We start from the raw sequence: 24,347 nt of genomic DNA, 5'->3' as shown, positions 1-24,347 counted from the left end.
GTTATTGATAAGGTATTGCAAAAACGAATAAATTTATTGTTTTAAAAACGATAGGAAAAGTTCAAAGTCAACGTGCGCAGGTGTCCTAAATTTACTCTGTAAACAGAACCAATATCGTTATAGTTGTACTCCAGTGAAGTATCAAAATCCTGGGTCCACATAAAACGGTAACCAACCCCTAGATTCCAGAAGGTATCACTGCCACTGGCATCGATGACATGATAATAATAACCATCGTAATACCATTCATCATACCGATCCCCAAAGTGCCATTTGTCTTCATGGTGATACCAGTAACCATATTTGCGCACATCATTTAGATCAATATCTGCATAATTCCAGCCCGCCATCCAATAGAGGCATTGCACATAGCAGTTCAGGGTGAAATCAATCTTAAAATTAAGCCCAATTTGGCTGATATCCACATGGTTATCATCGAAGCGTGAGGCACGTAGTTCTACCTGCCATACCCCCACTGCCGGAGTAATACCAACGCTGGCATATCCAAAGAAATCCCTGTCACTATTGAGTTGCAGCTCTCCAGAGCCCAGTCCCAAGGTGCCAATAACCCGGTACTCCCCAGATTCAATTCCATCGAAGGGGTTGTTCCACTCTACCGCACTGGCTAAAGGGGCAAGCAGCATGGATAGAAAACACAGAACCACTCTCATTACCACCATCCTTGTAAGGCATCCCCGATACAAGCGCATAGTAAAAATCTATGCACTTTCGACATCAATAATGGCCCAAATGCCACCGGCAAAAGCCGGGTTTTCCTTCAGACTGTCCATCTCCTGAGGCTTGGGCACCGGTTCTCCTGCTCGACGCAGCTCCTCAAGGCGCTGAAAGATAGTCTCCGCCATTTTCTGCAAAGCGCCATCAAGAGTTTCGGCATAGCAATGACAATGCGGAAGGTCTGGCGCTATGGCACCAAAGCCGGCGTATTCAATATTGTGAAGCACAACCGGATAGCGCATTGGAAATTACTCTTATGCATTAACTTTCCAAAGCGTAGACGGGTTTCTATTGCATGGAGTTTTTTTGGTAATAGAAATCAACGATTTTTTCAGAAAAATTTCTGGCTGTTTTTCCGTACAAAAACTGAGAGGACTAAGGAAATAATTCCACTATCAAGCCTCCATGAAACCCCTTACAGGAAAAATAAAACAAGATTTCCAGAAATCTATCCAGTACTTTTTTATGACTACCAAGGGAGTTTATAAAGGGGAAACTATTGATAAATATTGCCCGGTCGAAAGTGCAAATATGTCACTAAGGGGATTTTAGCAGTTTGAAATCAACGTAATATTCAACGGGGCATACGCCCCAGTAAGGCTCGGCGGAAAAAAACCATGCCATTGTAGGTTCGTTTCAGTAAACCCTGAGTTTCAGAAAATCCATCCTCAAGTGTTTCTGAGCGACGCTGTAACCAATCAATTTCCTGCTCCAGTTGCCGTCGTAGACAGCGTATATCATTAATTTGGCTAACCGCCGATTTCACCTGGTTGGACATGATGACGGCCTTTTTGAAATTGCGCACTTACGCATAAATATTCTGGAAGCGCCCCGCTACAGAAACGCGGGGCAAAGCAAGATTAGTTCACCGAGGATTCACTCGCGAGTAGTTCCTGCCAGTCAAAAGATTTATCTCCAATGACATAAAAGAACGGGTTAAGCAGGGAGTCCTTGCTGTTGTAGCGCAAAAGCTGAAATTGCTCGTCAATCACAGTGCCACCAGCGGCCTCAACTACAGCCTGCGCCGCTGCGGTATCCCACTCACAAGTTGGAGCCAGACGCGGATAGAGGTCCGCTGCGCCCTCTGCCACTAGGCACAATTTCAGGGAGCTGCCCATATTTTTGCAAGCCACTGTTCCCAGCTTGGCCTCTATACGCTCCACTAACTGATCCACGGCGCCAGCACCATGGCTGCGACTGGCAACCAGTTCAACTGCCTCACCAGCATCCAGGCGCGGTTTCAGCGGCCGTACATGGATTTCTGATTCGCCCGACTCGGTGCGTTTGAAGGCTCCCGAATCCTTGCAACCGGCATAGGTAATTTCCAAAACCGGCACGTGCACCACCCCCAGAATTGGCTCACCATTTTCAATTAAAGCCACATTTACCGTGAATTCTCCAGTACGGCGAATAAACTCTTTGGTGCCATCCAGAGGGTCGACAATCCAGTAACGTTGCCATTGGCTGCGCTCTGCAAAAGAAGGCATTTCCTGTTCTTCAGATAGTACTGGCACACCCTCGATCAGCCCTGCCAATGCCGGGGCCAGTATTTTGTGCGCAGCGAGATCAGCTGCAGTAACCGGTGAATCATCCGCCTTGGTGTCGATCTCCAGTTCAGCATTGCTGTGGTAAACCTCTAAAATCGCCTCACCGGCGCGTTTGCAGCTTTCAATCACCTGCTCCAATAATGCCTTATTCATTAAAAAAACTTCCTATTTTCAGTGACCGCCATAATAGGGTTTCAGGCGGAAAACAAATCTTTTACTGAAAGGTAGCGCTCCCCGCTATCGTAACTGAACACCAGTACCCGGCTACCCGGAGCAAACTCGCCCTCACGCTTTTTCACTGCGGCCAGGCTGGCGCCGGAAGAAATACCAATGAAAATTCCTTCCTTCACCGCACATTGACGCGCCATTTCAAAGCTGTCTTCCTCACTCACGAGAACAGTGCCATCGAGTACTTCGGTATTGAGCACCTCCGGAATAAAACCAGCGCCAATGCCCTGCAAGCGGTGTAAACCTTTCTCGCCACCGCTGATTACCGGTGACTTTTCCGGTTCGACCGCAAAAACCTGCAATTTGGGGAAACTCTCCTTCAGGACTTCACCACAACCGGTAATATGACCACCAGTACCAACACCGGTAATCAGGTAATCCAAACCTTCGGGAAAGTCTTCCAGGATTTCTTTCGCAGTGGTACTCCTGTGCACCTGAGCATTTGCGCGGTTGCGGAATTGCTGTGGCATCCAGCTATGTTGATGCTGGGATAAAAGCTCCTCAGCTTTGGCAATAGCGCCTCCCATACCCTGCTCCTTGGGCGTCAGGACCAGCTCAGCCCCCATCGCTTTCATTACCTGGCGGCGCTCCAAAGACATGGACTCAGGCATGGTAAGGATCAGACGATACCCTTTTACTGCTGCCACCATCGCGAGACCTATACCGGTATTGCCTGAAGTGGGTTCGATAATAACGCCGCCAGGCTGCAAAATACCGCGGCGTTCTGCATCCTCAATCATCGCCAGGGCAATACGATCCTTAATACTGCTCCCCGGATTAAAGCGCTCCACTTTCATCCACACCTCAATATCGGGGCGGAACATATGGTTAATTCTTACATGTGGGGTATTGCCGATGGTTTCCAGAATATTGGCTGCCTTCATCGATGAAGCTCTCCGTTAATGACGTCCACGGCATACAAACCAACCTGCCGGGACAATAAATGTCAGTTCGCGAATATTAACCCAGATGCTGCGCATCCTGAGATTTCACAGGTAAAAATCCAAGACTGCTGAAAAGCTGTTAGATTCCCTCCGGGGATTACATCGGATAACAATAAACAGATCTCAAAGAGTACCGCTATGACCATCAATGCCACTACCACCTCACCGTCAGAGTATCTGTCTCCGGCCACATTCATCCTTTGCGCAGCCCTCTTTATGCTGCTAGAAGGTTTAGGGGTTCAGGGCCTGTGGATGGCTTCGCTGAAAGCCCTGCCTATTGCGATACTCGGTCTCATGGCACTGCGCCATCTGGGTGGGCTCACCCGCCGTCTAACCCTCGTGGCCCTGTCCTTTTCCGCCCTGGGCGATGTGCTGCTGGAAATGGATTTTCATAATCAGTTTGTCTTTGGCCTTGGGGCTTTCTTATTAGCGCAACTGGTCTATGCCGCAAACTTCCTGCGCTTTGCGAACTTCCGTAACAGGCGCAGCCTGCTGCGTATTGTGCCAGTAATCCTTGCAGCGGTATTGTTGGCACAACTGATTCTTCCAGCTACGGGAGAGCTGGCGCCGGCGGTATTGGTTTATTTGCTTGCAATCGTCGCTATGGCTCTCGCAGCCGCAGCTCACCGTGGGCACTCTGGCCTGCTGTTCACTGGGGCACTTGTTTTTCTGTTGTCCGATACACTGATCGCCCTGAATAAGTTCATCACGCCGCTACCCTTTGCCGATACGGCAATCATGCTTACCTATTACAGTGCGCAACTTGCCATCCTGTACGGAGTCCGTCGGGCGCAGGCATAATAGGCCCTGTCATTGGGAGGAGACGCAAGCCAGCTACACTTTGGCTTCCCGCCCTCACCATAAGGAGGTAGACAGGCCGCATGCTCGACTGGCGAAGTATCAATACCGTATTACTGGATATGGACGGCACCCTGCTGGATTTGCACTACGATAACCACTTTTGGCTCGACCATCTGCCAAAGCGCTATGCGCAGGTACACGGTCTGGACCCAAAGCAGGCACAGCTAAAGCTTGAGAAGGAGATCGATGCACACCGCGGCACTCTCGAGTGGTACTGCCTGGACTTCTGGGCTGAAGCGTTGCAGCTGGATATCCTGGCCATACTGCGTGAGATTGAAGGACGTATTGCCCTGCGCCCTCACACAGAGGCCTTCCTACAGGGCCTGCAACAGCTTCAAAAACCCACCTTCCTCGTCACCAATGCGCACCGCCTGGGGCTCGACCATAAGCTGGAGATCACCGGAATCGGCCGCTGGTTTGACGATATTATTTCCTCCCATGACTATGGACATGCCAAGGAAAGCGAGCACTTTTGGCACGCCCTGCGCAAAGAGGTGGGATTTGATCCCGAGCGCACTCTCTTCGTGGATGACAACCAAAGTGTGTTGGCTGCGGCACAGGATTATGGCATCGCCAACCTGCTATGCATTCGCCAGCCGGATAGCCGGGGCCCCAGGCGGGAAGTAACCGACTTCCCGGCCATCCATCACTTCGATGAAATAATGGCCCTGGAGACAGGCGCCACTCATACCGGCCAGGGATAAAGCAACACCCTGGCAACGCACTCAGTAAAATTTCGGATTAAATGGAAAAAGTACGTATCGACAAGTGGCTCTGGGCCGCACGTTTCTTCAAGACCCGCAGTATCGCCAAGCAAGCTATCGATGGGGGCAAGGTGCACGCCGATGGCCAGCGAGTCAAAGCCAGTAAGGAAGTCTCCGTTGGAGCCGTCCTGAGTATTCGCCAGGGCTGGGACCAGCTTGAGGTCGAAGTTATCGCACTATCCGACCAGCGTCGCAGCGCCGACATCGCCCGCACCCTTTACCGCGAGACCGATGAAAGTATCGACCGACGTGAACGCGAGCGCAGCGAGCGCCAGGCAGCCAATGCGGGTATCCAGCGTGAACGCCCCAATAAGAAGCAGCGCCGCCAGATTCACCGTTTCCTGCGTGAGCAGAAGTAGGCCCAAATAATCAATGTGGTGAAAATTCCGCCATCATTTTTTATAGCTGCTACACTGGCCCAACTTAACCCGATAGAAAACAGCCATGATGAAACGACTGATCGCCATCTCCCTGCTGCTTCTGCTCGGTATGCAGACCGCTGCCGCAGACAGCCGCGAACACGAACAACTAAAACGCTCAATCATCAAGATTTACACCACTGCCGCTGCCCCGGATTACTTTAATCCCTGGGCCCTGTTAAACCCCAAGCAGCTATCCGGTTCCGGTGCAGTTATCCGCGATCAACAGATCCTCACTAACGCCCATGTCGTGGCCAATGGCAGTTTTATCCAGGTGCAGCGCCATGGGGATGCGAAGAAATTCCGCGCACGAGTAAAGTTTGTCTCCCACGACGCCGATCTTGCACTGCTGACAGTGGACGATGAAAGCTTCTTTACCGATACCCGCCCCCTAACACTGGGCAAGCTGCCAGATCTGCAGGAGGAAGTGACTGCCTATGGTTATCCCATCGGTGGTAAATCCCTATCGATTACCCGCGGTGTGCTATCCAGGGTAGAGCACCAGTATTACGCCCACGCAGAAAGTTACCTGATGGCCGGCCAGATCGATGCCGCCATCAACCCCGGCAATAGCGGCGGTCCAGTCATTTCCAATGGCCGTATTGTCGGTGTGGCCATGCAGACCAACCAAAGCGCCGAAAACCTGGGCTACTTCGTACCCCCAAGCGTGATTGCCCATGTGCTCGAAGATGCGAAAGATGGCGTTCATCAGGGCTTTCCAGAGCTGGGAGTAGTTACCCAAAGCCTCGAGAGCCCCTCCATGAAAAAAGCCGCCGGTCTCAGTGAAGATCAGGATGGCGCCATGGTAGTAAAGGTATTCAGTGATGCCCCGGTGGCGGAAGTGTTGAAACCTGGCGATGTGCTGCTGGAAGTGGATGGCTTCAAGGTGGCCGCCGATCGCACAGTAGAGTGGCGTGAAAATCAGCGCACCAACTACCACTATGCCGTAGACCGTCACCACGTGGGAGACGCACTGCCTGTGCGCTTTTCCCGAAACGGCGAGGAGCAAACCGCTCAAGTGACTCTGGCGGCTGCCCCCCCTTCCCGTGCACTGGTACTCAGTGAGCAATTCGACCAACAGCCGCGCTACTACATTTTTGGTGGTGTGGTATTCGTGCCCCTTAATATGAATTTGATCAAGCGCTGGGGGAACAACTGGCACTCCAAGGCCCCTATTGATTACCTTTATGCGCGCAACCAATGGAGCGAGGAAAACCGTCGCGAGCTGGTGGTAGCCCTTAAGGTACTGCCCGCTAATGTCAATTTGGGTTACCACGACTGGAAGAACTGGATTATTGACTCGGTGAATGGTCACAGCGTCGCTGACTTCGACGAATTCGCCCAATTAATGGAAACCAATAAATCCGACTTCGTGGAGCTGCGAGATCGCTCCGGCTACCGCATGGTACTGGATGCCGCAGAGGCCCAGGAACAAGAGCCGCTGATCCTACAGACCTATCATATCCCCCAGCGACACTCGCAAGGGCTGTTCAGCCAGCTGGCCAATAAAGAAAAATAAGGCCCTTACCTGGGCCAGGGAGATACAGTGAAGCCGCTAAGAGGAACCTTTCTATTTACTGTCTGGCTCGGCGGCATGCTAATAGCTGCCGCTGTGAGCTCTGCAGAACTCTACCGCTGGGTAGATGAGGATGGGCGAGTGCACTTCAGTGACCGTGCCCCCGCAGCGGGCAAGGCCGAGAATATCTCCGGTAAACTGGGGCCCATCAACTCAGCCGAAGCCACACGGAAACGGGAAAGTCTGTTCAACCCCAGTTCAGCCAGTATTGACCGGGAGTACGAACAGCGCCAACAGAAGGAACAGCAAGCCCGCCAGCAGGAAATGGAGCAGCTTTGCGCCAAGGCGCGCCAGCGCCTGGCGACCCTCAACGGACGAGTTGCCTTTATTGACAAAAATGGTAAAGAAGTACACGTTACGGGGCTCGAGCGCCAGGAAATGGCCAAAAAGCTCCAGCGCCAGATCGCCAGTCGTTGTGGCTGAGCACTTTTCAGGCTATCGCATTCAGCCGGTATTCCCTGTACCGGCGCCATAATTGCCCAGGCCAGCTACCATTTAGGGATATCCACCTCTAAAATCCCGCGGTTTAAACACCGAGGCACTCGATCTATGTCCGATCAGCTGGAACGCTTTATCTTCTCCAAACACGATATTCGCGGGCAGATGGTGACCCTAACTGAATCCTATCGCGAAGTGCTGGAGCACAACCCCCTACCGGCACCGGTAGCGCGTCTGCTGGGTGAATTCCTGGCCGCAGCCTGCCTGCTTTCAACCACTCTTAAATTCGATGGTGTACTCAGCATACAAGCCCGTGGAGAAGGGGATTTACCTTTGATCATGGCTGAATGTACCCACCACAGCGACTTGCGGGGTATCGCCCGAGTGGCCGAAGATGCACAGATTGACGATGACGCAACCCTGGGCCAAATGATCGGCAGCCGCGGCGCGCTCGCTATTACTCTGGAACCTAAACGGGGTGAACGCTACCAGGGCGTAGTGCCCATGGAAAAAGAGAACCTGGCTGGGTGCCTGGAAGACTACTTTACCCAGTCGGAACAACTGGATACCCGCTTCTGGCTGGAATGCGATGGCAGCAGTGTTGGCGGCATTATGCTGCAGGTGTTGCCAGGCAATAATGCCGCTAGTGCAGAGGAAAACCGCGATGCCTGGGAAACCGCTCTGCACCTTGCCGATACGGTAACTGATAAAGAGCTGTTTACAGTTCCCCACGAGGAACTGATTCACCGCCTGTTTCATCAGTTGGAGCCGGCCACCCTGGGTACCGACAGCATCCGCTTCAAGTGCAGCTGTTCACGGGAGCGCAGCGCGAGGGCATTGATGTCCCTGGGTGCCGAGGACGTTTTCAAACTATTGGATGAGCAGAACGGCGAGATTGTTTCAGATTGTCAGTTTTGCAATGCCCAATACCGCTTCGATCGCGACCAGATTGAATCCCTTCTAAACGCCCCCCCCCACACTCTGCACTGAGTGGGCTGCCCGGGCGGGGGCTCCATCCCCCGCCAATTACTATCTACAAAATAGGGTTATTAGCACCACCATTATTCACAAAACAAATTCTACAAGAATAACCCATACATAAAACTGATGAATGATTGCTAAATTTATGGTGACAGCGCTGTCAAAGAGTAAAAAATGACCGTCTTTGCTATCCGCTTATTTTGAATTTTGCCATAATGCGCCCCCCAAATTTTGCCTGGCTGCCTAATACTTGGGCAGCCCTAATATTTTTACTATCCAACATTCACGGGTAATCGACGAATGGCACAGATCGACGACACCGCGCTGGTTTTCAAGAACCTATCGCCAGCACAATTGGTAGAGCAGGCTCTTACGCGCGGCGAGGGCAAATTATCTGACACAGGCGCGCTGGTCACTGAAACCGGCGCCCGTACCGGCCGTTCCCCAGCGGACCGCTTCGTTGTGGAAGAGCCCTCCACCGCCGACAGCATCGCCTGGGGCAATGTGAACCGCCCCTTTCCGCAGGATAAATTCGATGCCCTGTGGGACCGTGTAGAGGCATTTGTCTCCGGTGGTGACAGCTTCGTGCAACAGCTCCATGTTGGCCAGGACGAAGATCACTACCTGCCGGTTGTCGTAACCACCCAGACCGCGTGGCACAACCTGTTCGGCCGCAACATGTTTATCCGCGCTGAGAAGTACAACCCCAAGGGCAAGGAAGAATGGCGCATCCTGCACGCACCGAACTTCGTGTGTGAGCCTGAGCGCGACGGCACCAACTCTGAGGGCTGTGTAATTATCAACTTTGGCCAGCGCAAAGTTCTGCTGGCTGGCATGCGCTACGCCGGTGAAATGAAGAAGGCAATGTTCTCCGTTCAGAACTTCCTCCTGCCGGAAAAAGACGTAATGCCCATGCACTGCGCTGCCAACGTTGGTGAAGACGGCGACACCTGCCTGTTCTTTGGCCTGTCCGGCACCGGTAAGACCACCCTATCCGCCGACCCGGAACGCTACCTGATTGGCGACGATGAGCACGGCTGGACCAAGGGTGCAGTATTCAATATGGAAGGTGGTTGCTACGCGAAAACCATCGACCTGAGCCAGAAGAATGAGCCGGTAATCTGGGATGCCATTCGTTTCGGGGCCATCGTTGAGAACGTGGTAACCAACGAACACGGCACTGCTGACTACTGCGACACCAGCCTCACCGAAAATGGCCGCTGCTCCTACCCACTGGAACACGTGGAAATGCGCCAGCTGGAGAACCGCGCCGGAGAGCCGAAAAATGTAATCTTCCTCACCTGTGACGTATCCGGTGTATTGCCCCCGGTATCCATCCTCTCCAAAGAGGCTGCGGCATACCACTTCCTATCTGGTTACACCGCGCGCGTGGGCTCTACCGAGCTAGGTGCAGAAGCCGGTATTCACCCGACCTTCTCCACCTGCTTCGGCGCACCTTTTATGCCGCGCGCTCCTCGCGAGTACGCCGACCTGCTGATGAAGCGCATCGAGGACTTCGGCTCCAAGGTTTACCTGGTCAATACTGGCTGGACTGGTGGTTCAGGCAATAATGGCAAACGTTTCCCGATCCCAGTAACCCGCGCAGTAGTTGCCGCTATCCAGAACGGCGCGCTACAAGGCACCGCCACCGAGCACCTGGAAACCCTGAACCTGGACATTCCTTTGGAAGTACCGGGTGTAGACAAAGCCTACCTGAACCCACGCGAAGCCTGGGATGACAAGGCAGCCTACGACGACCAGGCCGGCAAGCTGGCCAAACTTTTTGCCGAAAACATTGAGAAATTCAATGTGAACGATGAAGTGAAGAACGCCGGTCCCAAGGCCTAAGTTCCACTTCCCAGAACACTCCACAACGATATCAAATCGCTGAGGAGTCTAAAAAGCCCCAAGGCCGCAAGGCCTCGGGGCTTTTTTATGCACAGTTCAGCCCACCCTACGCAACTGCCCCGCCGAATTTTGCGGCTATAGTGTTTAAACAAACGCCGACGATTTGGGCGCCTGCGGATCGAAGCCCCGCTTCGCAGTACAGCTCCAGGAGCAGAAGTCTCAGCTCATGTCCGCTGACAAATTTTTGATACGTTTCAACATACTGTACCCATACCGGCCGCCCGGTCGCAGGGTTAACCGGGTGGTGGTTGTATTCCTGACACTGCTGCTGGCTTCAATATTGCTGATACTGTGGCTTTTTCTCTACCAAAAGTCCCTGGATAAGCCCTATGTGGAGATAAGGGGCCATCGTGTTGCCAGCGCAGATAATTTTGATGGATTCCTGCGCTACGGCGACAACCGGGAACGGGTACAGGCTCTCAGTCGCTACCTGGCGAGCCGGGGTATAGCAAATGTTGTCCCGGTAAGTAGCTTGCTACGCCAGGGCGGCGGATGGATAGAATTGAGAGAACCTCCTTTTGCTATTCCACCCCAAAGCGAGTGGCACAACATAGTCAAAACTTTGACACTACTGCGGGATCAGATCATTCCTCTAATTGGCTCTGTAGATGTGGTCGCAGGATTTCGCAGTGACGCTTATAACCGCAAGCTGGAACACAGTGACAAGGCCCATCATCGAGACTTTTGTGCCCTGGACCTGATCCCCAAATCGAATATCAGTCACCGGGAGCTAGTGGAGGAATTGCGCGCCCTTCACGCGCGCCTCGGCCCGGAGAGCAATTTCGGCCTCGGCCTCAGCGATGGAGTGCGCTTCCATATCGACACCTGCGGCTATCGCATCTGGTAATTGGCGGAGATGCCCATGGATATTCAAGACAACAAAGCTACCGAAACCAATAGCCCGCGTCGCCGATTACTGCTGCTTGCTGCCATTCTCATCGCAGCCATTATTACCGTATTACTTTTTACTTCAGAGAAAACACGGGAGCTCGGCGAGCGTTTAATCAGCCCCATCGATTTACTACCATTACCAGAAATCCCCGATATTTATGATATTCAGGGGTATCCAGCGGCATCTGAGCGGCTCTTCAGCCGCTTTCTTAAACAGGAAGACAACAATATCCTGTTTTCCAAGCTGAAAGATTTCCTGCGCATTAATCAGGTAGACCAGGTTGTGCCCCCGTTTGAATTGTTGCGCCAAGGCAGCGATTGGCAGGATCTGGATGAACCGCCATTTGCCATTCCCCCGGTAGGAAACTGGGGAACCATGGTATACACCCTGCGGGCAGTGCAGCGTGAAATCGTTCCAATTATCGGCCCCGTCACCGTAGTCTCCGGTTGGCGCACCACCAGCTATAACAGTAAGGCCGGCGGCTCCAGGGGCAGCAAGCACCTGCACTTTTGTGGACTGGATATAGTTCCGCAGAAAAAGTTCTCTCGCGAGCAACTGGTACCGGTACTGAAGAATATCCATAAGTACAACGGCCAACAGTGGAATATGGGCCTGGGCATCTATAAAGGTATTCGCTTTCATGTGGACACCTGCGGTTACAGGCGCTGGTAAATCCCTCTTGCTTCTGCTTAGATAGAGCGCAAGTAAGGCGCCCGATACCACAGGGCTTTTGCAGAAGCAGAGGAAGTTCCCGTGCAGGAAAAATTGGAAAGGCGCTCGTTTATCCTTTCACTTCTATTGGTTTCAGTAGCCTTCCTGCTACTTGTAAAACCTTTTTTCACACCGATTTTCTGGGCTTGTGCCATCGCCCTGATCTTTTACCCGGTATACCGCCTTCTGATGCAGCGTTTTCCAAACTCGCCCAATTCCATGGCGCTGCTGACCCTGTTCATGTGTATTGTGCTGCTGGTGATACCGGTACTGGTGGTGGCCACTTCTTTTATCAATGAGGCGGTAACGCTTTATCACAAAGTACAAAACGGTGAGATTGATATTTCCAAATCTCTGGAACAGGTGCGCAGCGCCTTCCCACGGGTCAACGATATGCTTGAGAGCATAGGAGTGGACATTGAGGAGGCCAAGCAGCGCCTACTCGGCGGAGTAATGAATGCGGGCAGCTTTGTCGCCAGAAATGCTATCGAGGTGGGCCAAAACACTGTTAACTTTTTTGTCATGCTGGGTCTGATGCTCTATCTCACCTTCTTTTTAATCCGCGATGGTGAGCGGCTAGTTAACCTGATAATACACGCGCTTCCCCTCGGCGATGAGCGCGAGCACCTGCTTCTGGCCAAGTTTGCCGAGGTCACCCGTGCAACCATCAAGGGCAACCTGGTGGTCGCCATTACCCAAGGCACCCTGGGCGGTATTATTTTCTGGGTCCTAGACCTACCTGCACCGCTTTTGTGGGGGGTCCTGATGACACTGTTATCACTGCTACCAGCAGTAGGTGCAGCATTGATCTGGTTCCCCGCATCCATTTACCTATACGGGGTAGGGGAACCCATTAAAGCCACTATATTGCTCGCCTACGGATTTACTGTGATCAGCCTGGTAGACAATATACTGCGCCCGATTTTAGTTGGGCGGGATACCAAGCTGCCAGACTATCTGGTGCTGTTTTCCACTGTGGGCGGCCTGTTTATGTTTGGTGTCAGCGGCTTTGCCATAGGCCCGCTACTCGCCGCGCTGTTCATCGCCTTTTGGGAAATTTTTATGCGGGAGTTTGTGCACCCGGAAGATATGCTGATGCCACCCAGACCTGATAGCGAGTAAAACTCACCTGGACTCTTTAACGCTCTGTGGGAGCCTGAGACTCCCTTTGACGTAGCGCTTTCAGGCGCTGGTTGAGATCACTCATCGGCGCCTGGTCAACCAGTAACACCCCCTGGTTGGCCCTGTCTAAATCGGCGATCAGCAAAATCACCGTGGCAAAAGTGAGAGCCAGTGCCAGTACCACCTGCACCGAACCACCGCGGCTGATCCCCAGCTGGTAACCAATCGCCAGCATGGCCAGTATTGTCATAAAGTACAGCGCCAGCCACAGGGGGGCGGGAATACGATACTGCAGGCCCACCACCACCCTTGCGCGATGCAAGTCCATCAGGGTGTTTACCGGATCGGAAAATTGGCGCAGGTAATCCGCATTGTAACCCTGGGCAATATGGCTCTGTACCAGTTGCCACAGCTGCCGCTGAATTTCCTCACTGCGTTTGATATCAGCAGAGCTTACCGGTGTAGAGGGATCAAAATCACGCAGATCCACATATTCCGCAAGCAATCCACGGGCGCGCTCACGTTTCGTTTTCTCAAGAAAGTCCGCATTCAGGTAGGCCGCCAGGATAGTATTAACCTCCTGCAACAACAGAGCCTTGCGCTCATTAAAGCGGTCCGCGGTCATATTGAAGGTAAACGCTAAAACAAATGCCACCAAACCAAGCGTTGCCGCAACAGCACTGCCAATCGACGACTCACCAGCAACGCTCTCTCTTCTCTGGCGCCTATGCCCCCAGAATACCCCTAACGCCAAAGCGCAGAGAACCAGTGCCACTGTAATCAGATATATCAGGGGCAATGGCAGCAAATAGAAAATATTACCCGAGTGCATAAGAGTCCCCACAGACTGAGGAAAGTCTGGCCCAGCGGGGTATCACTGGCCAGTTTTTCCAGGCTCTCTGCAGGGCTAAAGAAGTGGCGTATTTATAATGAACCTACTAGTTTGTACCATATGGCAGCGGTAGCATAGGCGCAACATATCCGAGAGCAAACATACTATGAAATACTGGATTACCCTGGTTTTAACTACGCTGATCAGCCTGCCATTGATGGCCCTTGAGGTTGGTGACAGAGCACCGGACTTCTCTCTTCAAGGATCAGACGGCAATACACACAGACTCGCTGAACACAAAAATAGAAATGCAGTAGTAATCGCCTGGTATCCACGTGCCTTTACCAAGGGCTGCACGATAGAGTGCAAATCACTGGCAAAAAATGGACACAAGATTCGCAAGTTCAATGCTGCCTACTTTATGGCAAGCACCGATGATATTGATGAAAACACACGCTTCGCTAAGCACAATGAAGCCGACTTCCCTCTCCTGAGCGATCCTTCAGGTGAAGTCGCCAAGGCTTACGGTGTGCTAGTTCCAATGATCAATATTGCCCGGCGTATTACTGTCTATATCGGTAAGGATGGGAAAGTCCTGAAAATTGATAAAGACGTTAACCCTGCCACCAGTGCAGAGGATATTGCCAGAAACCTGGCCAAACTAGGCATAGAAAAGAGTGAGCCCTAAAAATATTAATAAATCTGGCCCGAAGCACTCAGGGCCAGATTTATCCGACTCAACTTAATTTATTACATCATTCTATTACGAAAGAAATGCCAAAGCAGCACTTCTCCCCCTCAAAATCCCCAAGCCACTTGCAAACACTTAACGTAGCCTCACCTCGACTGGATTTAATTACGTGCTCTAGTAAATAATCCGGCTCACCGGAAGCAAAGACGCGCTTATCCGCCTCTCGCAGAGCTTGAGCATTTTCCGCCCAAGTTAGTTGAGCGTCGGTTTTTCCCACTACATCCTCACCGGCCAACTCGCAAATTTTGCGATTACCCCAAATATATTTTTCATCTTGATCTTTCACCCAAAAAAGAAACGGCACATTATCAACAACTCTAAGCTCTTCAGCGTTCATAGAACTCCATCTCCAGCCACTACATTCATATTTGAACTGCATTAATAAATGCAAGTGTAAAAGCCAAAGGAGGTTTTGCCTTTATCATTCATTGAGTATTAACATGAAAATTCTTATTTCATCTTTGTCAGAAATAGCCGGAGGCACAAAAATAGTTCTTAATTGCCGCTAATCTCCAGCTCTTTTAATTTTCTTGTCAGGGTATTTCGTCCCCAACCAAGTAAATCTGCGGCATCACGCTTGCGCCCGGCCGTATGCTTTAAAGCAATCTCGATCAGGGCACGCTCAAATGCGGGAACTGCCTCACTGAGTATTTCGCGCCGCCCGGATGACAGGGCCTGATCAGCCCAAATACGTAGGGCTTTTTGCCAGTCCAGTGGGGTTTCGCTCTCCTGCCCTTGTTGGTGCAGTTCCTGGGGCAAGTCTTCGATATGTACTTCACGGCCAGAGGCCATAACGGTAATCCAGCGACAAGTATTTTCGAGCTGCCGTACATTTCCAGGCCAATCCAAACCTGACAGGTAACCCTCTGTTTCCTTAGTCAGGATTTTTGGTTCCACCCCGAGGTCTTTTGCGGCAGCATTGAAGAAGTGACGCACCAGCCTTGGGATATCTTCACGGCGATCGGCCAACCTTGGAATATGAATGCGGATTACATTCAAGCGATGAAATAGGTCTTCGCGGAATTTATGCTGCAGTACCAGCTCCTCAAGGTTTTGATGGGTGGCGGCAATAATCCGCACATCCACTTTTACCGGAGTGTGTCCGCCAACCCGATAAAACTCCCCATCCGCCAATACTCGCAGAAGCCGCGTCTGGGTTTCTGCCGGCATATCACCAATTTCATCCAGGAAAAGGGTACCGCCATTGGCCTGCTCAAAACGCCCGGCACGCTGGGAGCTGGCCCCGGTAAAAGCGCCTTTCTCATGCCCAAACAATTCAGACTCCATCAAGTCTTTCGGAATCGCGGCCATATTCAGGGCGATAAAGGGTTTTTCCCTTCGTGGACTGTGATTGTGCAACGCCTGAGCCACCAGTTCCTTACCAGTGCCAGACTCACCATTGATTAATACAGTGATATTTGAGTGAGAGAGCCTGCCGATCGCACGGAAAACTTCCTGCATCGCCGGCGCTTCACCAATGATTTCTTTATTCTCGGTGCCATTATCCTGTTCAATGCGCTCTTCCTGCGCCTGCTCACTGGCGTGCACCAGGGCGCGGCGTGTAACCGCTACAGCCTCATCAATATCAAAAGGCTTAGGCAGATATTCAAAGGCACCGCCCTGATAGGCGGCGACAGCACTATCCAGATCCGAGTGAGCAGTCATAATAATTATCGGCATGTTTGGACGTTCCGCCTGGAAGCGCTGAAGCAACTTGAATCCATCGGAGCCCGGCATACGAATATCGCTAATCACCACGTCCGGTGAATCGCTGTAAAAATCATCCAGGGCACGATCGCCACTCTCGTAGCATTGGGTTTCTATCCCCTCCCGAGAAAGCGCCCGCTCCAGCACCCAGCGGATAGATCTGTCGTCGTCAATTATCCAAACGCGATTACTCATTCTCTAGGTTCCTGTATTGGCTAATTCGATAGTCAACGGCAAATAGATCTGGAATACCGTGCGACCGGGACGGCTGTCACACTTAATTAGGCCGCGATGCTGACTGATAATGTTCTGTGATATGGATAGCCCTAAGCCGGAGCCCTCCGCGCGCCCTGATATCATCGGGAAGAAGATCCGCTCACGGATCTCCTCGGGAATACCGGGACCGTTATCTTCAATTTCGATACGGCATACCAGTGGACAATTGCGACGACCAATTGTGAATTGGCGCTGGACCCGTGTGCGCAATACCATCTCCCCACTGGCGAGACCGATACTCTCATTTATCGATTGCATCGCATTGCGGGCGATGTTCAGCAGTGCCTGGATCAACTGTTCGCGATCCGCTGGTACATCCGGGATAGAGGGGTCGTAATCCCTGCGGATACTCAGTTCACCATCACATTCCACCTCTAGAAGCTGTGCCACTCGCTCCAGGATTTCATGGACATTGGTCTCCGCCAGTTTCACCGGCTGACGCGGTCCCAACAAGCGGTCCACCAAATTGCGCAGGCGGTCCACCTCCTCAATGATGATCTGTGTGTACTCTTCCAGAGAGGCATCTGGTAACTCTCTCTGAAGCAGTTGTGCCGCACCGCGGATACCGCCGAGGGGGTTCTTCACTTCATGTGCCATGCCCCGCACCAGGTTACGCGCAGTTTCCTGGGTACTGAGCAATGCATCTTCACGTGCAATGCGCAGCAGGCGATCCATAGGTTGCACCTCAAGCAGCAAAACACCTAGCTCTGGGACAGGACTCACCGAGTAATCCACAGTGCGCGTATCCAGGTTGTGCAGACGCCAACGAGCGCGGCGCACCGTATATTTTTCACAACTGACCAGCGCATCACGCATGGCTTTTTGCGCAGCTGCAGATTCTCGCACGACCTCTTCCAACGGCAATCCGCTGACCCTTGCACTGGATGCCGCCAGCAAATCCTCGGCCGCATTGTTCAAGTAACAGAGTGATAACGTGTCATCCAGCACCATAACGGCTGAAGTGAGACTGTCTAACAGCTGGCGCAGCTGGCGATCATTGAGCATTCAGTGGTTTCCGGTTCTCTGCGGCGGCCGGGGTAGGGTTAGCACCCGGCGCGATAAGCCCTTGTATCTAGCCAGTGCAAAAAGCAAACCAAAATGGCGCACAGGGCTATTCAGGCCCACATTGGTTGCTTCTGATGGGCATTTACAGTGCGCAATCGATAGGATTTGCCTAATCACCCCCAAGAGCATTGGAGCTGCACAGCTCAGCCAGGAGAATGCACCACAATGGTGCGAAGGTCAAAATTTAATCAGCCTGGGGAGGGAAAGGCGGGCTGTGAATTGTTAGCGGAGACCCGCTGACGCCCTTGACGATAGCGGTAATACAAACCAATCAGGGCTGAGACTGGGCCAAACTGGGCCCAAGTGACACTTTGGTTGACTGAGGTGCCCGAAGGATAGAGCTATCCGATTGGGCAACGCTGGGGCGCTGCACATAAACAGTAATGACTTTTGATTGGGCCAGAATGCGCCCACTGGCATCGATAAGTACCGCCTGCACACTGTGACTACCGCGCTCCAGCGCTGAGATATCCAAGCTGGAGCCGGTTGAATTGCCGCGCCAGGGTTGACCATCCACCACCGCATAAAAGCTGGCACCCTTTGGATATGACGGTTGCACATCCACTTGTAGCGGAATAAAACGCTGTCCCGGGGGGATAGTTGCGCCATCCAGGGGGCTCACAATCTGGATTGACATCGGCCCTGCGTAGCTCTCTTTGCCGCCGTCATCCTCTACATCATCTTTAGGGGATAGCTTGCGTGAAGGCAGAGGGCGAGGCAGGGTGATAGGCTGGACATTGATTGGGGCCAGCTCTACCTTTTGCGCCTCACCACTGGCTGGTGGAGTATCACTGAAAGTCACGCGCCCGTCGGGGCCGACAGTCTTGTAGATAGCACCGGAGCTGCTGCCACCATCGGTACCGGCAAAAGCCATCAGGGGGGCGACAAGGAAAAGTGCCTGAAACGATCTCAAAAATCCCATAACGTGATCGACCGCGACGCGGACGCTCCTTTTCTCTTGCCCCAGTCGGGGCCTCAATTGAATGGGGCAACTGCTTCTCAAAGTACCAGATTCGCAGTCGGTAGAATCAACCTCCCCAATAGACAGTTTACCCGCAATAAAAAAGCCCGCACCAGGACGGCGCGGGCTTTTCGCGAACAACTCGGCGGCACCAGTGTGATGCCGTTCGCTATTACACGGAGTAGTACATGTCAAACTCAACCGGGTGAGTAGTCATGTTCAGGCGCTCTACTTCTTCGCGCTTCAATTCAATGTAAGCGTCGATTGCATCATTGGTGAAAACACCACCCTCGGTCAGGAAGTCACGATCCTTATCCAGGGCGTCCAACGCTCCTTCCAAACTGGCAGCTACGGTGGGGTACTCGGCCAGCTCTTCCGGGGGCAGATCGTACAGATCCTTATCGGCGGCATCTCCGGGATGAATCTTGTTCTTGATACCATCTAGACCTGCCATCAGCAAGGCAGCAAACGCCAGGTAAGGGTTGGCAGTCGGATCCGGGAAGCGCGTCTCGATACGCTTGCCTTTAGGCGATGTTACGTAAGGAATACGGATGGAAGCGGAGCGGTTGCGCGCAGAGTAGGCCAGGATAACCGGCGCCTCAAAGCCCGGTACCAGACGCTTATAGGAGTTAGTAGACGCGTTACAAATCGCGTTCAGGGCGCGCGCGTGCTTCACAATACCACCGATGTAGTAGAGAGCAGCCTCAGACAGACCCGCGTAAGCATCGCCGGCAAACTGGTTTACGCCATCCTTGGTGAAGGACTGGTGCACATGCATACCGGAGCCATTATCGCCAACAAGGGGCTTGGGCATAAAGGTTGCGGTCTTGCCGTAGGCGTGCGCTACATTATGTACGGCATACTTAAGAATCTGAACCTCATCCGCTTTCTTGGTCAGAGTGTTGGCTGCAACACCAATCTCACACTGACCGGCAGTGCCTACCTCGTGGTGATGTACTTCCACCTGTAGCCCCATTTGCTCCATAGCGGAACACATTGCGGCACGCACATCGTGAAGGGAATCAACCGGAGGAACGGGGAAATAGCCGCCCTTCACACCAGGACGGTGGCCGATATTGCCCTCACTGAAGTTATGACCGGAGGACCAAGCCGCTTCTTCGGAATTGATTTTGTAAAAGGCGCCGCCCATTTCGGCACCCCAAGTGATATCGTCAAATACGAAGAACTCGGGCTCTGGGCCAAATAGCGCGGTGTCACCCAGACCTGTGGACTTCAGGTATTCCTCGGCGCGCATTGCGATGGAGCGCGGATCGCGCTCGTAGCCCTGACCGGTGACCGGGTCTACGATATTACAGCGAATAATAACGGTGCTCTCATCGGTGAAGGGATCGAGGAAAGCCGTCTCGTCATCCGGCATCAGGATCATGTCGGATTCATTAATGCCCTTCCAGCCGGCGATGGAGGAACCATCAAACATCTTGCCTTCTTCGAAGAACTCTCCGTCAATTTCCGATACGGGGATGGAAACGTGTTGCTCTTTACCCTTGGTATCGGTGAAGCGCAGGTCCACCCATTTTGCTTCACTCTCATTAATCAAACCGAGCGTTTTCGCTGACATTGCTGTCCTCCAGGTCTTGAAAAGTAATTGGTCGCTATGCCTTTGCTGCCGGCATTCACTCTTTACCTGGCGTGAAATAAAGCAAGGAGTGTGCCAAATTAGGGCAACTGCATCGCTGCGGCGGTTGGCGCCGGTGCGGTCGGCAGCTTTGGGCCGACTGGGGCAGGATAAATGCATTGTGGCCGAGCGGCCACAGAAAAGCGCACCATAATGACGCAACTTTATCCCAGTATCGCCCGGTAACGGTGCACAACCAAGTTGCCTCCGGCTAGTTTATAATGCCGCACCTTCTATCAACATGCGGTACCCGACGGATTCCCATGCACTTTGTCGTCAAGTTTTTCCCCGAGATCACCATTAAGAGCAACCCTGTGCGCAAACGTATGTCGCGCCAGCTCAAGGACAACCTACAGCGCCTGCTGCGTCAGCTGGACGACCGTATCCAGGTGCGCAAGGACTGGGAAAAGATCGATGTGATCGCCCCGGACGCTGTAGCACACCTGGGCGACCGAATTGAGGAAGTTCTTTCCCACACCCCCGGTATCGCTAACTTCTCCCGTGTACGCCAGTTTCCACTGGGCGATCTGCACGATATGTATGAAAAGACTTTCTCTGTATGGGGCCCGGCCCTGAAGGGTAAGACTTTTTGTGTGCGGGTAAAACGCACCGGCAAGCACGATTTCCAGTCCCTGGATGTTGAGCAGTATGTGGGCGGTGGCCTCAACAAAAATACCGAAGCGGCTGGAGTGAAGCTGAAGAACCCCGATATCACGGTGAAATTGGAAATTCGCCACGACAAGCTCAATGTGATTGAGGAACAGCACCCCGGTCTCGGCGGCTTCCCCCTGGGAACCCAGGACCCAGTCCTTTCATTGGTATCCGGTGGCTTCGATTCCACCGTGGCCAGCTACCTGACCATGAAGCGTGGTATCCGCACCCACTTCCTGTTCTTCAACCTCGGCGGACGCCAGCACGAGCTGGGCGTTAAGGAAGTCGCCTATTACCTGTGGAATAAATATGGCGCATCCCACCGGGTGCGCTTTGTCACTGTGCCATTCGACGAGGTGGTAGCGGAAATCCTCGAACGCGTCGACGATTCCCATATGGGTGTAATCCTCAAACGCATGATGCTGCGCGCTGCCAGTGTAATCGCCAAGGAACTGGAGGTGGACGCGGTGGTGACTGGTGAAGCTATTGCCCAGGTATCCAGCCAGACCCTGAAAAACCTGGCAGTAATCGATAGCGTCACCGATACCCTGGTGCTGCGCCCACTGATCACCTCCGATAAAACCGACATTATCCGCACCTCTCGGGAGATCGGCACAGAGGAATTTGCCGCGAATATGCCCGAATACTGCGGTGTGATTTCAGTAAAACCCACCACACGCGCAAAAATCGAGAAAGTGGAATCCGAAGAGAACCGCTTTGATTTTACCGTCCTTGATCGTGCTATCAGCAATCGCTCTATTCAAAATATCGATGAAGTGATTGAAGAAGTAGACGGACAGGCACCTGAAGTTGAGATTCGCGAAGAGCCCGGTAATGCGGTGATAATCGATATTCGCCACCCGGATGAAGAGGAAATGGACCCGCTGGAACTTGAGGGCTGTGAAGTACAGACTATCCCCTTCTACCGTCTGAATAACGGCTTCGCTCAACTGGACCAGGAGCGCGAATACCTGCTCTACTGCGCCCGTGGTGTCATGAGCCGCTTGCACGCCTCCCACCTGATGGATGAGGGATACCGCAACGTGGGCGTGTTGCGCCCACAGATCCCCCACAGGCCGGAAAGCATCAAGAAATAATTCCCGGGCGCGGACAGCCCCGCTATCCGCGCTCCCCTCTTACCCCCTCAAGCCGACACTTCCACAGTGGGCGGTGATTTTTTACTCAAAATCACTCCCAATTGTCATGCGCCCCCCCTATAATCGCCGCCTTTGGCCGGAATGCTGCTGTAGAAACCCCGCAGGCCCCCGCCCCGATTTACCAAGATTTAACGCCCAGAGGCCCCCAGTGATAGAGAATCTGCGCAATATTGCGATTATCGCCCACGTAGACCACGGCAAAACCACCCTGGTGGACAAGCTGCTGTCCCAATCCGGCACTCTCGACCGTCGCGATGAAGGCGCCGAGCGGGTTATGGATTCCAACGACCAGGAAAAAGAACGCGGTATTACTATCCTCGCCAAGAACACCGCCATCCGGTGGAATGACTACCGCATCAACATCGTCGATACCCCAGGACACGCCGACTTTGGTGGTGAGGTAGAGCGTGTACTCTCTATGGTGGACTCGGTACTACTGCTGGTTGATGCAGTGGACGGCCCAATGCCACAGACACGCTTCGTAACCCAGAAAGCGTTCGAGCAGGGTCTGAACCCTATTGTCGTCATCAACAAAATTGACCGCCCTGGCGCGCGCCCCGACTGGGTGATGGACCAGGTATTCGACCTGTTCGACAGCCTTGGCGCCACCGATGAGCAGCTGGACTTCCCGGTTGTCTACGCCTCCGCCCTCAACGGTATTGCCGGCCTCGACGATACCGACCTGGCCGACGATATGACGCCGCTGTTCCAGATGATTGTGGACAAGGTAGAGCCGCCCAGGGTAGACCCCAAAGGCGCCTTCCAGATGCAGATTTCGGCCCTGGATTATTCCAGCTACGTGGGCGTTATCGGCGTAGGCCGCATTACCCGCGGCACTCTGACCCCCAACCAACAGATACTGGTACTGGACCGCGACGGCAACTCCCGCAAAGCCAAGGTTCTACAGGTTATGGGCTACCTGGGCCTGGAGCGCACAGAGGTTGAGCAGGCCAGTGCTGGCGACATCGTATGTATCACCGGTGTGGGCGAACTGAATATCTCCGATACCCTGTGCGACCCGGAAACCCCGGAAGCCCTACCCGCCCTGAGCGTGGATGAACCCACCGTGAGTATGACCTTCCAGGTGAATGACTCTCCCTTTGCCGGCCAGGACGGCAAGTTCGTCACCTCACGCAATATCAAGGAACGCCTGGACCAGGAACTGATCCACAATGTAGCCCTGCGCGTGGAACAAGGCGATTCCCCGGACAAATTCCGCGTATCCGGCCGCGGAGAATTGCACCTGTCAGTGCTGATCGAAACTATGCGCCGTGAAGGCTTCGAGCTGGGAGTCTCCCGCCCGGAAGTGGTTCAGAAAGAAGTAGACGGTGAAATCCATGAGCCCTACGAAGAAGTGGTGATCGACGTTGAAGACCAACACCAGGGCCCGATTATGGAAGAGCTGGGACTGCGCAAGGCTGAGCTCACCAATATGGAGCCGGACGGCAAAGGACGTGTGCGCCTGACCTTTATTGTACCTTCACGCGGCATGATCGGTTTCCGCAACCAGTTCCTGACCCTGACCAGCGGCTCGGGCATCATGACCAGTATTTTCGACCACTACGGCCCGGTAAAACAGGGTGAAGTGGCCAAGCGCATCAACGGCGTACTGGTCTCCATGGTCAATGGCAAGACGCTGGCCTACGCCCTGTTTGCCCTGCAGGATCGCGGACGCCTGTTCCTCGGCCACGGCGAAGATATTTACGAAGGCCAGGTTATCGGTATCCACTCTCGCGGCAACGATCTGGTGGTCAACCCCACCAAAGGCAAGCAGCTCACCAATATCCGCGCTGCCGGCACCGATGAAGCCCTGACCCTGACTCCGCCCATTCGCCACACTCTGGAGCAGGCGCTGGAGTTTATCGAAGAGGATGAGCTAGTTGAGGTAACCCCCAACCATATCCGCATACGCAAAAAAATCCTTCAGGAAAACATGCGCAAGCGTGCGAAGAAATAACAGGTATTCTCTTCAGCATAAAAAGGGCCCTGATAGGGCCCTTTTTATTTTTACTCTTGAAGCCAAGCCTGCGCTGGAAATTTAAGCAACCTCGAAAAAATTCTTTATTCGGATAGGCAGTGTTTATTGCCATTTATTTTTCACCAGCACTTAAATTTTTACCTGGAAAATTGCCCCTGTGCATAACCCCAATCAATACTATTGTTATTTTTTTGCTCACATCATAAA

Annotated in this window: 24 protein-coding genes; 13 read left to right on the top strand and 11 right to left on the bottom strand. The window is 53.0% G+C overall.

Going from position 1 to position 24,347, the window contains the following annotated elements:
• Positions 1-41 precede the first annotated feature (41 nt).
• The 5 genes from ACJJIP_RS00225 to cysK form a co-directional block, all read right to left on the bottom strand.
• Positions 42-671 (bottom strand): outer membrane beta-barrel protein, encoded by a 630-nt coding sequence (locus ACJJIP_RS00225; protein WP_245556707.1) that lies wholly within the window; start codon positions 669-671, stop codon positions 42-44.
• Between the two features lie 48 nt (positions 672-719).
• Positions 720-977 (bottom strand): type II toxin-antitoxin system HicB family antitoxin, encoded by a 258-nt coding sequence (locus ACJJIP_RS00220; protein WP_020414141.1) that lies wholly within the window; start codon positions 975-977, stop codon positions 720-722.
• Between the two features lie 332 nt (positions 978-1,309).
• Entirely contained in the window at positions 1,310-1,513 is a 204-nt protein-coding gene (locus ACJJIP_RS00215; protein ID WP_444945986.1) for a hypothetical protein, read from the bottom strand.
• Between the two features lie 82 nt (positions 1,514-1,595).
• Positions 1,596-2,435: a 3'(2'),5'-bisphosphate nucleotidase CysQ gene (gene cysQ, locus ACJJIP_RS00210; RefSeq protein ID WP_444945985.1), complete on the bottom strand. Its 840-nt coding sequence runs from the start codon at positions 2,433-2,435 to the stop codon at positions 1,596-1,598.
• A 41-nt stretch (positions 2,436-2,476) separates the two neighbouring features.
• Entirely contained in the window at positions 2,477-3,394 is a 918-nt protein-coding gene (gene cysK / locus ACJJIP_RS00205; RefSeq protein WP_020414138.1) for a cysteine synthase A, read from the bottom strand.
• 198 nt (positions 3,395-3,592) lie between these two features.
• Between cysK and ACJJIP_RS00200 the strand changes: the two genes are divergently transcribed.
• The 10 genes from ACJJIP_RS00200 (at position 3,593) to ACJJIP_RS00155 (ending at position 13,126) form a co-directional block, all read left to right on the top strand.
• Positions 3,593-4,255: a lysoplasmalogenase gene (locus tag ACJJIP_RS00200; protein WP_444945984.1), complete on the top strand. Its 663-nt coding sequence runs from the start codon at positions 3,593-3,595 to the stop codon at positions 4,253-4,255.
• A gap of 80 nt (positions 4,256-4,335) precedes the next feature.
• On the top strand, positions 4,336-5,019 hold the full coding sequence (gene yrfG / locus ACJJIP_RS00195; protein ID WP_444945983.1) for a GMP/IMP nucleotidase: 684 nt from the start codon (positions 4,336-4,338) through the stop codon (positions 5,017-5,019).
• A gap of 41 nt (positions 5,020-5,060) precedes the next feature.
• Complete coding sequence (locus ACJJIP_RS00190; protein ID WP_020414135.1) at positions 5,061-5,438, top strand: Hsp15 family ribosome-associated heat shock protein; 378 nt, start codon at positions 5,061-5,063, stop codon at positions 5,436-5,438.
• Positions 5,439-5,523: 85 nt separating this feature from the next.
• The gene (locus ACJJIP_RS00185) at positions 5,524-7,017 is read left to right on the top strand and encodes a S1C family serine protease (RefSeq protein ID WP_020414134.1); all 1,494 of its coding nucleotides are present in this window, start codon (positions 5,524-5,526) and stop codon (positions 7,015-7,017) included.
• Positions 7,018-7,044: 27 nt separating this feature from the next.
• Positions 7,045-7,497, top strand: a complete 453-nt coding sequence (locus ACJJIP_RS00180; RefSeq protein ID WP_157533564.1) for a DUF4124 domain-containing protein — start codon at positions 7,045-7,047, stop codon at positions 7,495-7,497.
• Positions 7,498-7,623: 126 nt separating this feature from the next.
• Positions 7,624-8,502 (top strand): Hsp33 family molecular chaperone HslO, encoded by an 879-nt coding sequence (gene hslO / locus ACJJIP_RS00175; protein WP_353375481.1) that lies wholly within the window; start codon positions 7,624-7,626, stop codon positions 8,500-8,502.
• A gap of 291 nt (positions 8,503-8,793) precedes the next feature.
• The gene (locus tag ACJJIP_RS00170) at positions 8,794-10,341 is read left to right on the top strand and encodes a phosphoenolpyruvate carboxykinase (RefSeq protein WP_020414131.1); all 1,548 of its coding nucleotides are present in this window, start codon (positions 8,794-8,796) and stop codon (positions 10,339-10,341) included.
• Positions 10,342-10,567: 226 nt separating this feature from the next.
• On the top strand, positions 10,568-11,248 hold the full coding sequence (locus ACJJIP_RS00165; protein ID WP_020414130.1) for a hypothetical protein: 681 nt from the start codon (positions 10,568-10,570) through the stop codon (positions 11,246-11,248).
• A 15-nt stretch (positions 11,249-11,263) separates the two neighbouring features.
• A complete protein-coding gene (locus ACJJIP_RS00160) occupies positions 11,264-11,965 on the top strand; it encodes a D-Ala-D-Ala carboxypeptidase family metallohydrolase (protein WP_020414129.1) in 702 nt (233 codons plus the stop codon).
• Positions 11,966-12,046: 81 nt separating this feature from the next.
• Positions 12,047-13,126 carry an AI-2E family transporter gene (locus tag ACJJIP_RS00155; RefSeq protein ID WP_020414128.1) on the top strand — a complete coding sequence of 360 codons (1,080 nt, stop codon included), beginning with the start codon at positions 12,047-12,049 and terminating at the stop codon, positions 13,124-13,126.
• Positions 13,127-13,142: 16 nt separating this feature from the next.
• On the opposite strand, the gene ACJJIP_RS00150 is transcribed toward ACJJIP_RS00155, so the two are convergent.
• Positions 13,143-13,958, bottom strand: a complete 816-nt coding sequence (locus tag ACJJIP_RS00150) for a bestrophin-like domain (RefSeq protein WP_020414127.1) — start codon at positions 13,956-13,958, stop codon at positions 13,143-13,145.
• Between the two features lie 166 nt (positions 13,959-14,124).
• On the opposite strand from ACJJIP_RS00150, the gene ACJJIP_RS00145 reads away from it, so the two are divergent.
• Complete coding sequence (locus ACJJIP_RS00145; RefSeq protein WP_020414126.1) at positions 14,125-14,646, top strand: peroxiredoxin; 522 nt, start codon at positions 14,125-14,127, stop codon at positions 14,644-14,646.
• Between the two features lie 67 nt (positions 14,647-14,713).
• Here the strand turns inward: ACJJIP_RS00145 and ACJJIP_RS00140 are convergent, their stop codons facing one another.
• The 5 genes from ACJJIP_RS00140 to glnA form a co-directional block, all read right to left on the bottom strand.
• Positions 14,714-15,046, bottom strand: coding sequence for a PAS domain-containing protein (locus tag ACJJIP_RS00140; protein WP_020414125.1), 333 nt, complete (start codon positions 15,044-15,046; stop codon positions 14,714-14,716).
• Between the two features lie 158 nt (positions 15,047-15,204).
• Positions 15,205-16,611 (bottom strand): nitrogen regulation protein NR(I), encoded by a 1,407-nt coding sequence (gene ntrC / locus ACJJIP_RS00135; protein WP_020414124.1) that lies wholly within the window; start codon positions 16,609-16,611, stop codon positions 15,205-15,207.
• Between the two features lie 3 nt (positions 16,612-16,614).
• The gene (gene glnL, locus ACJJIP_RS00130) at positions 16,615-17,697 is read right to left on the bottom strand and encodes a nitrogen regulation protein NR(II) (protein ID WP_282952169.1); all 1,083 of its coding nucleotides are present in this window, start codon (positions 17,695-17,697) and stop codon (positions 16,615-16,617) included.
• Between the two features lie 331 nt (positions 17,698-18,028).
• Positions 18,029-18,679, bottom strand: a complete 651-nt coding sequence (locus ACJJIP_RS00125; protein ID WP_444945982.1) for a DUF4124 domain-containing protein — start codon at positions 18,677-18,679, stop codon at positions 18,029-18,031.
• Positions 18,680-18,890: 211 nt separating this feature from the next.
• On the bottom strand, positions 18,891-20,297 hold the full coding sequence (glnA, locus tag ACJJIP_RS00120) for a glutamate--ammonia ligase (protein ID WP_020414121.1): 1,407 nt from the start codon (positions 20,295-20,297) through the stop codon (positions 18,891-18,893).
• Between the two features lie 320 nt (positions 20,298-20,617).
• Between glnA and thiI the strand changes: the two genes are divergently transcribed.
• Both thiI and typA read left to right on the top strand, forming a co-directional pair.
• The gene (gene thiI / locus ACJJIP_RS00115) at positions 20,618-22,102 is read left to right on the top strand and encodes a tRNA uracil 4-sulfurtransferase ThiI (protein ID WP_020414120.1); all 1,485 of its coding nucleotides are present in this window, start codon (positions 20,618-20,620) and stop codon (positions 22,100-22,102) included.
• A gap of 208 nt (positions 22,103-22,310) precedes the next feature.
• Positions 22,311-24,119, top strand: a complete 1,809-nt coding sequence (gene typA / locus ACJJIP_RS00110; protein WP_020414119.1) for a translational GTPase TypA — start codon at positions 22,311-22,313, stop codon at positions 24,117-24,119.
• Positions 24,120-24,347 lie beyond the last annotated feature (228 nt).

The organism is Microbulbifer variabilis (assembly GCF_052467165.1).
The sequence above is the reverse complement of the archived record's forward strand: the minus strand, read 5'-3'. Positions and strand labels throughout refer to the sequence as shown.